Origin of the sequence: Campylobacter showae, from assembly GCF_963515975.1 — a bacterium.
Classification (GTDB): domain Bacteria; phylum Campylobacterota; class Campylobacteria; order Campylobacterales; family Campylobacteraceae; genus Campylobacter_A; species Campylobacter_A showae_F.
In genome coordinates this window covers 104,893-113,082 of sequence record NZ_CAUPZM010000004.1, presented here as the reverse complement: position 1 = coordinate 113,082, position 8,190 = coordinate 104,893, and the positions used below count along the sequence as shown (strand labels likewise).

At 47.3% G+C, this 8,190-nt stretch carries 8 protein-coding genes; 2 read left to right on the top strand and 6 right to left on the bottom strand.

What is annotated here, in order from left to right; genetic code table 11:
- Together RWM02_RS02605 and RWM02_RS02600 are read right to left on the bottom strand one after the other, a co-directional pair.
- The coding region (locus RWM02_RS02605; RefSeq protein ID WP_314068912.1) for a cytochrome c3 family protein at positions 1 to 298 on the bottom strand (298 nt) is incomplete at its 3' end.
- A 206-nt stretch (positions 299 to 504) separates the two neighbouring features.
- Positions 505 to 2,004 (bottom strand): flavocytochrome c, encoded by a 1,500-nt coding sequence (locus tag RWM02_RS02600; RefSeq protein ID WP_314068910.1) that lies wholly within the window; start codon positions 2,002 to 2,004, stop codon positions 505 to 507.
- Between the two features lie 235 nt (positions 2,005 to 2,239).
- Here RWM02_RS02600 and RWM02_RS02595 point away from each other — a divergent pair, with 235 nt between their 5' ends.
- On the top strand, positions 2,240 to 2,911 hold the full coding sequence (locus RWM02_RS02595; protein WP_314068909.1) for a response regulator transcription factor: 672 nt from the start codon (positions 2,240 to 2,242) through the stop codon (positions 2,909 to 2,911).
- Complete coding sequence (locus RWM02_RS02590; protein ID WP_314068908.1) at positions 2,844 to 4,181, top strand: ArsS family sensor histidine kinase; 1,338 nt, start codon at positions 2,844 to 2,846, stop codon at positions 4,179 to 4,181. The genes RWM02_RS02595 and RWM02_RS02590 overlap by 68 nt, the downstream gene beginning before the upstream one ends.
- A 465-nt stretch (positions 4,182 to 4,646) precedes the next feature.
- Here RWM02_RS02590 and RWM02_RS02585 read toward each other — a convergent pair whose 3' ends face one another.
- The 4 genes from RWM02_RS02585 to guaB are packed head-to-tail and all read right to left on the bottom strand — an operon-like array spanning position 4,647 to position 8,187.
- On the bottom strand, positions 4,647 to 5,459 hold the full coding sequence (locus RWM02_RS02585) for a carbon-nitrogen hydrolase family protein (protein WP_314068906.1): 813 nt from the start codon (positions 5,457 to 5,459) through the stop codon (positions 4,647 to 4,649).
- Entirely contained in the window at positions 5,452 to 5,646 is a 195-nt protein-coding gene (xseB, locus tag RWM02_RS02580) for an exodeoxyribonuclease VII small subunit (RefSeq protein WP_002948190.1), read from the bottom strand. Before xseB ends, RWM02_RS02585 begins: the two co-directional genes overlap by 8 nt.
- Positions 5,639 to 6,739, bottom strand: coding sequence for a homoserine O-acetyltransferase MetX (metX, locus tag RWM02_RS02575; RefSeq protein ID WP_314068904.1), 1,101 nt, complete (start codon positions 6,737 to 6,739; stop codon positions 5,639 to 5,641). The genes xseB and metX overlap by 8 nt, the downstream gene beginning before the upstream one ends.
- Positions 6,739 to 8,187: an IMP dehydrogenase gene (guaB, locus tag RWM02_RS02570; RefSeq protein WP_314068902.1), complete on the bottom strand. Its 1,449-nt coding sequence runs from the start codon at positions 8,185 to 8,187 to the stop codon at positions 6,739 to 6,741. Before guaB ends, metX begins: the two co-directional genes overlap by 1 nt.
- Positions 8,188 to 8,190 lie beyond the last annotated feature (3 nt).

Sequence of the window (8,190 nt, the reverse complement as noted above, 5' to 3'; positions counted from 1 at the left end):
GCAGATCCATATATTCTAGTCTTTTAGCTATCTTTTTCTTGTCGCCGTGACAGGACAAACAGCCTTTATCGCCGATAGATTTAAATTTACTAGCGTCGTTTCCTTGTCCTTCGTGACAATCAAGACAGGTAAAGCTTAGCTTTTCGTGATGAGGCTTTAAAGGATGCTTGGCTCGCAGCTCGTCGGTGACGTTAAGATCGACTAAAGACGTTATCTTTGCGCTTGGTGCGCCTGCGCTAAATGCAAAAGAGCATAGTAGCATAGATGCGCACAAGGCGAGAAACGCTTTATGTTTCATGCGAATTCCTTTCGGATGCCTAGTTTACAAATTTAACTGCAAATTCGGCTTTAAATTTAAAAGTACCGCAAGCCGAATTCTTGACTTTAATCTTAAATTTGACCTGCGATACGAATTGGATCGCGAGTAGCGATCTTACTCTTTAATGCGGGGCTCCAACGGGATGGAGCTTGATCGCAAAAGGGAGGCACAGCCCCCCTGCAAGATTAGATATTCTCTCCCGCTATCATTCCAAACACCATGCAATCAAGTATCGCATACGTTCCAAGCCTACTAGCTCCGTGTACGCCGCCGGTGATCTCGCCCGCAGCGTAGAGGCCTGGGATCGGCTCGTGAGTATCAAGAGAGATAACCTGAGCTTTGGTATTTATCTCTAAACCGCCGCAAGTGTGGTGAACTTTCGGCATAGTTCGGCTAGCATAGAACGGCGCTTTGGATACGTCGATGCCGTTTAGTTTAGATACCGGTTTGCCAAATTCGTCTTTGCCTGCTTTCACGCCTTCGTTATACTTAGCAATCGTAGCTTTTAGCTTGTCGGCAGGGATTTTAAAATGTGCCGCAAGCGCGTCGATAGTGTCAAATTTCCAGATAACGCCGATCTCAAGAGGTCTTGACGTATAGATCGGGTTTTGGGCGGCGACGGCTTGAGAGTCGCAGATATTTACCGGATAGTTTTCCTCTTTACCGATGACGGCAAAGCATGCGTCGGCTTTGATTTTACGTCCTGCGTGCTCGTTCATGAAGCGTTCGCCGGTTTTTGGATTAACCGTGATGCCGTAGGTGTTGCAACAGTGGTTGGTGAAGTTTACCGCCGCACCAAAGCCTTTTTCGTCCGGCGAGCAGTAAGGCAAAAACTGAATCCATGAGGTCTGGAGCGTTACGGCACCGATTTTGGTGGCTTGTAGCATCGCGCCCGCAGATGAGCCAGGGTGGTTAGTGCTGTCGATGGTAGGTACGATGCGAGGATCTTGGATCTGGCGGTACCACAAGTCGCGTCCAAAGCCGCCCGCAGCGAGCAATACGCCGCTTTTTGCCTTATACGCTTTCTTTTCGCCCGATTTGTTTTCAAGGTCGTCGCTAAAGAGTTTAGCGTCAAATTTATAATCCTCTCTACCGATAACGCCCACGACGCGGCCGCTGTCGTCTAGTACTAATTCATCAAATTTGGCTCTGGTTTTTATCGTAACGTTTGGATCGTCTTTTAGTTTATTTAGCATAGGTTGGACATAGCCGGATCCTGAGCCGTTTGATGTTTGCAAGCTTCTAGCTACGCTGTGGCCGCTTTCAAAAATAAGCCTTTCAAGGAAGTCCGCGCCGCAGCTAATCAGTAAATTTACAGCGTCGTTGCTGCGGTCAAACATCGTGCCAAGTAGCTCGGTGTGGTTTAGTCCGAGTCCGTCTTTAACGGCATCTGCGATAAAGATCTCTTTGCTGTCTTTGATGCCTTGAGCGACTTGGAATTTATTCATAGGAGCCGCCATGTTTCCGCCGTTGATTACGCTATTACCGCCTGCTCGTCCCATTTTTTCTAGGATTAGCACTTTTTTGCCGCGCTCGCTGGCCTTGATAGCCGCAGCCAAGCCCGCAAAACCTGTTCCTACGATGACGACGTCGTACTCTTCGTCAAATTTGACGTCTTTTTCGTTTGCCGTAGCATTAGCGTTTACGCTGCTAAGAGCTAGCGCGCCAGCTCCTGCCATGCTCATTTTTAAAAAAACTTCTTCTTGAGTTTTGCATTTTGTCTCCTTTTGATTTTTGCTTGTTGGCTCTATTTCGAGCGACGCCGTCTAGAAGCGGTTTTTAGCCGTTTCGTTTTTTTGTAATGATGAAATCATATCACTTTGTAAGCTCAAATACGGTAAATTCTTGGTAACAAACTTAAATTATAAATTTAATTCAAAATTTAAGGCGTTAGAGCGAAGTTATTGCTATAATTGCGCTATGATAAGAATTTTATTAATAGAAGACGACGAACAGCTTGCAAAACTACTAGCTAGGATGCTGGAGCTTGAGAAGATAGAAACGACGATGGCGTTTAATCCTCTTGAAGGGCTAAAAATCCTAGAAAATGGGCTAAAATACGATGCTTTGGTGCTTGATCTGTCTTTGCCGGATATGGATGGATTTGAGGTGTGCGAGCAGGTACGAAAGACGCATCCGACGCTTCCTATTATCATTTCCTCAGCTAGATCTGAAACTTTAGATAAAGTTCAAGGTTTTAAGCTTGGAGCGGATGATTACATAGCTAAGCCCTATGAGCCCGTCGAGCTTGCTTTTAGGATACGAGCGATACTTCGCCGAGGCTTGCAAGATCAGCCAAGCGGCAAAATTTTTACTTTGGATAAAGATAAACACGTACTTAAAAAAGATGGCGTAGAGGTAAATTTAGCTCGCGCAGAGTACGATATATTCGCATTTTTGTTTGAACGAGAGGGGTTTGTAATCTCGCGCGAGGATCTGCTTTTAAACATCGACTCCGTCAAATTTCAAAGCGGGATAAAAAGTATCGACGTCATAGTCGGACGTATTAGGCAAAAGATCGGTGATGATCCGAAAAATCCGCGCTTCATCCACTCTGTGCGCGGCGTGGGGTATAAATTTATCAATGCCTAAGCTCTCTATCGTAAATTTAATATCGTTCTTGTTTGCCGTTACGATGCTAGTTATCAACGTAACTTTTTTTGCCGAGCATAAGCGCACTCTTGAAGAGCTTGAGTATTCGGTGTTTCAGAGATTTATGTTGGGTATGCACATCAGGGCCGAGGGCGGCGAGCACATCGTGGAGTCGCTAAAAGAGATAAATTTAAAATATGCCGACGAGTCAAACGACGAGATAAGAAAAGGCGGCGTAAAAATACTGCAAGATACGTATTGCGACATGATCGAGTACAACCAGAAGCTGTACTACGTACCTAGAGATATCAATTCGTCTCATAGATCAATCTTAAATTTGATGTTTAAAGCCGGCATAGAAACGGACGACTACGGCGAGATAATGCCGGCAAACAATATCGCCGCGCTAGAAAATACAAAAGAGCTCTCGATGGCTAGATTTTGGACGGTAGCGGGCACGATAAATGCCGTGACGATCGGCTTTTTTATCGTGCTAATGAAAAAACTCTTGGGTCTAAGAAATCTAAAAAAACAAATCAGAGCCGTGGGCGCCGGCTCGCGAAAAAGCATCGACGTGAGCGGTCGCGACGAGCTTGGCGAGATAGCGCAGGAATTTAACCTCACGATGCAAAAGATAAACAATATAAAAGAGGCCAGAGAGCTGTTTTTGCGCAATATTCTGCACGAGCTTCGAACGCCGGTAATGAAGGGCAAGATAATATCCGGCATCATAAAGGATGAGGAATTTAAGGACGATCTAAAGCAAATTTTCACGCGTCAAGAACTTGTTCTGAGCGAAATCGTCAAGCTTGAAAAATTTAGCTCCGATGAGTGGCGACTAAACAAAAACGAATACCGCCTCATAGACGTCGCCGACCATGCGATGGATCTACTTTTTGCGCAGGACAAAGAGCGCGTCAAAGTAGATACGGCTGGACGGACGCCGATATTAAGCGTAGACTTTGAGCTATTTGCCACGGCGATAAAAAATCTGCTCGATAACGCGCTAAAATACTCAAAAGACGCGGTTTTACTGCAAATACGCCAGGATCGCTTCGTAGTGGCTAGCAGCGGCGAGAGGATCGAGGAGGAGAGGCTAAATTTTACCAAAGCCTTTAACCGCAAAACCCAACTGGCAAACTCGGGGCTAGGCCTTGGGCTCTACATCGCAAATCAAATTTTCGTCCGCCACGGCTGCGAGATGAGATACGAGTACTCTGACGGCAAAAACCGATTTTTAGTCTATTTCGGTAATGCTTGGAGGGGATAAATTTGACGAGGCCGAGCCTAATTTAGTATTTTTACGGTTTTGCGTCAAATTTTGTAACCTTTGGCATACTTTAGTAAAATTTGACTGTTTTGCTAAATTTAAATTTACTCTATGATTTTTTATGATTTTACTTTTTGGTTTTATTTTCTGATGACATAAAGAAATTTTTATAGGTTTATTTAGTGAAAGCATCTCAAACTAAATTTAGAAATTAAAACAAATTATTGCGAGGTTTATATCTAGCGACATATAGTTTCGTGAAAAAGAGCGGCACATTGTAAAATTTAACGTTAGAAAAGGCAGGTTTGGTCAAATTTGCCGCTAAAATAAATTTTTATCGTCGATAAAAGCCAGATAAGTTTATGGTCTAAAAAGCGCGACAAATCAAGATAAATTTAACGGTTAGGCAAAATTTGCAGGAAAAAGAGCGGCAAATTTGATAGGTTTGCCGCCTAAAAATTAAATTTAGCCTAGTCTTTTGTTTAAAATTTGAGAAAATCCCCATAGGTGTCTAGCCCGTGCGAGTTCGGTTTTTTCGAGTTTTGCTACCATCATCTCTTCGTTTTTACCTAGGCGCGAAACTACTTCGCCAAAGGGGCTAATGAGCATCGAATCGCCGTAAAAGCTCCACTGCTCGCCGCTAGCGGCCTTGTGGTTGCCGACTCGGTTTACGCGTAAAACATAGACGTTGTTTGTAAAGGCGCGGGTTTTTAGCAGCTCCTCCCAGCGCGACTCGCTAAAAAACGTGCATGCAGTGGGGACCACGACGGCATCGACTTTCTTGCGCGCCATATACGCCCACGCCGCGTCAAAATGCGCCTCAAAACCAAACATCACGCCGATTTTAAATTTTTCGTAGCTAAAGACGGGCAAATTTAGCTCGCCTTCGTCTTTGTTGGTAAAAAATTTCGCCTCGTTCCAGTGCGGGTAGGGCATCAATATCTGCTGCTCGTAAAAGCGCGAGGATGCGGGGCTAAATCTCGCCGCAACCTTGACGAAGCCTTTGCCTTTGGGTAGCACTAGCGGGGCCAGGATTTCTAGATTGTATTTTTGCGCCATCGCGGCAAGCGCGTGCTTTTTGCGCTCGCTTTGTTCTTTGATGAGGCTTTTTGGCATGAGCTCTAGCTCTTTAAAAAAGCTGTTTAGCACGTACTCTCCGAGCACCACGAGCCTAGCGCCTTCGCCCGCGCAAATCCTAAAATAATAATCTAGCCGCGACTCGCTCATGGGCTGGGTCGGCAGCTGTAAGGCGCAAACGGCTGTGGTCGCGTTATTCATCGTCTGCGTCCTTTACGACTAGCTTTGCGTTTTGCAGGATTTTATCTGCCTCCTCGAGCAGTTTTTTGCCCTCTTTGTGCAGCTTAACGCTTTGCTCTAGGCTTAAATTTTCGTCGCCGAGCTGTTTTAAAATTTCATTTGCTTTGGCGAGTTTGCTTTCAAAATCCTCGCTTAAATTTTCACTCATCTAAAACCTTTTTTATGATTTTTTCAAATTTATCTACTTCGACCAAAAACGCATCGTGGCCGTAGTCGCTGTCTATCTCGTGATAATCGCACTCCTTGCCGATACCCTTCAGCGTCTCGTACATCTGCCGCATGCAGCTTGGCGGAAATAGCATATCGCCGCTAAATGCTATGAGTGTAACCTTGGCGCAAATAGGCAAAAGAGCGTGCGCGAGGTCGTCGTAGTGGCGCGTGCAGTCAAAGATATTCATCATCTTTACGATGTAAAGGTAGCTCAGCGGGTCAAAGCGCTTAGGAAAGCCGTGGCCGTTGTACTCCATATAGCGATCGACCTGAAACCGCCCCGTAAGCTCGTAAAGGCCGTCGGTCTCAACGTAGTTGCGGCCGAATTTGGAGTCCATGGAGCTTGGCGAAAGAAAGCTAATGTGCCCCGCCATGCGTCCTAGCGCCATGCCTGTTAGCCCCTGGGCGGCGATGTCGTTTTCGTCGTACTGCCCGTCTTTGAAGCCCGGATCGCGCAGGATGCCCTCGATCGCGATTTTGTTAAACGCGATCGCCCAGGCCTTGCATTGATAGGTGCTGGCTAGGATGATGACGTTTCTAGCAAAATTTGGAAACTCGATCGCAAAGCAAAGTGCTTGCATGCCCCCTAGGCTACCGCCCACGACCGCATGTGCTCGCTCGATGCCTAAGTGCTCAAAAAGCCTCATCTGCGCCTTTACGACGTCGCTGATGGTTAGCACCGGAAAGTGCAAACGATACTGCTTGCCCGTGCTTTTTTCGATACTGAGCGGATTTGTCGAACCGAAATTTGAACCGAGGATATTTACGCAGATGACGAAAAATTTGCTCGTATCTATGCCCTTGCTATCGCCCACTAGCGCGTCCCACCAGCCGAATTTCTGCTCGTTTTCGTATCTGCCCGCGGCGTGGTGACTGCCCGTTAGCGCGTGACAGACGACTATGACGTTGCTTTTATCCTCGTTTAGCTTTCCGTATGTTTCGTAAGCGAGCTCAAATTCGGGTAAAATTCGGCCGCTCTCCAGATAGAGCGGCTCATTAAATTTTACTTTGCCGGTTTTTAAATTTAGCACTAATTGACTTTGTAGTTAGGGGCTTCTTGCGTTATGACGACGTCGTGGACGTGGCTCTCTTTTAGGCCTGCGCTCGTGATCTCGACGAACTGGGCTTTTTCCTGAAGCGTTTTGATATCTTTTGAGCCCATATAGCCCATCGCGCTTCGTAGGCCGCCAACTAGCTGATGCACGACCTCTTTTATACTGCCCGCAAACGGCACGCGGCCCTCGATACCCTCAGGCACGAGCTTATCTTGCGCGGTGCCTTCTTGGAAATATCTATCGCTGCTGCCTTTCGTCATCGCGCCGATACTTCCCATGCCGCGGTAGACTTTGTACTGGCGTCCTTGGAATGTTATCACCTCGCCCGGAGTCTCCTCGCAGCCAGCTAACAAGCTACCCGCCATCACGCAGCTAGCGCCTGCGGCTAGGGCTTTGGCTACGTCGCCCGAGTACTTTAGTCCGCCGTCTGCGATGACGGGGATGCCGTATTTCGCAGCCTCGGCCGAGCAGCTATCGACGGCGAAAATTTGAGGTACGCCAACGCCCGCTACCACGCGAGTGGTGCAGATGGAGCCCGGTCCTATGCCTACCTTGATACCGTCGGCGCCTGCTTCCGCTAGGTCTTTGACGGCGGCCGGGTTTGCGATATTTCCAGCCACGACGTCCACTTTTAGCTCGGCTTTGACTTGTCTTAGCGTATCTAGTACGCCTTTTGAGTGGCCGTGGGCGGAGTCGATGACGATGACGTCTACGCCGGCTTCCGCTAGGGCTTTTGCTCTATCCATTTGCCCGACACCGATAGCTGCTGCTACGCGAAGTCTGCCGTATGCGTCTTTATTTGCGTTTGGATACTCTTTGCGTTTTTTTAGATCTTTTATGGTTATGAGGCCTTCTAGGTGGCCGTCTTTATCGACTATAGGTAGCTTTTCTACGCGGTTTTGAGAGAAAATCTTCTCCGCGTCGTCTAGCGTGCAGCCCTTTGGAGCCGTGATTAGCGGGGCTTTGGTCATCCTGTCTTTTACGAGGACGCTTCTGTCGTTTTCAAATCTCAAATCGCGGTTGGTTAGGATTCCTATTAGTTTATTTTCCTCATCCACGACGGGAACGCCTGAGATGTGTAGATCCGCCATCATATCAAGCGCGGAGCCTATGCTGGCGTTTGGCGAGATGGAGATAGGATCGATGATTACGCCGCTTTCGCTTTTTTTCACGCGGCGGACCTCTTTGACCTGGCTTTGTATGTCCATATTTTTATGTATGACGCCGATACCGCCCAGACGCGCCATCATGATCGCCGCGCGGTGCTCAGTGACGGTATCCATCGCAGCCGATACGATCGGGATGTTTAGCTCCACATTTCTGCTAAAGCGCGTTTTTATATCGACTTGTTTAGGCAAAATTTCGGAGTACTGCGGGACGAGCAAAACGTCGTCAAAGGTGAGAGCCTTCGTAACTATCTTCATGCG

Bases quoted from the DNA above. Each gene is read 5' to 3' on its own strand.
- RWM02_RS02595 (WP_314068909.1), top strand. From the start codon at position 2,240: ATGATAAGAATTTTATTAATAGAAGACGACGAACAGCTTGCAAAACTA.
- RWM02_RS02590 (WP_314068908.1), top strand. From the start codon at position 2,844: ATGATCCGAAAAATCCGCGCTTCATCCACTCTGTGCGCGGCGTGGGGT.
- RWM02_RS02600 (WP_314068910.1), bottom strand. From the start codon at position 2,004: ATGAGCATGGCAGGAGCTGGCGCGCTAGCTCTTAGCAGCGTAAACGCT.
- guaB (WP_314068902.1), bottom strand. From the start codon at position 8,187: ATGAAGATAGTTACGAAGGCTCTCACCTTTGACGACGTTTTGCTCGTC.
- RWM02_RS02585 (WP_314068906.1), bottom strand. From the start codon at position 5,459: ATGAATAACGCGACCACAGCCGTTTGCGCCTTACAGCTGCCGACCCAG.
- xseB (WP_002948190.1), bottom strand. From the start codon at position 5,646: ATGAGTGAAAATTTAAGCGAGGATTTTGAAAGCAAACTCGCCAAAGCA.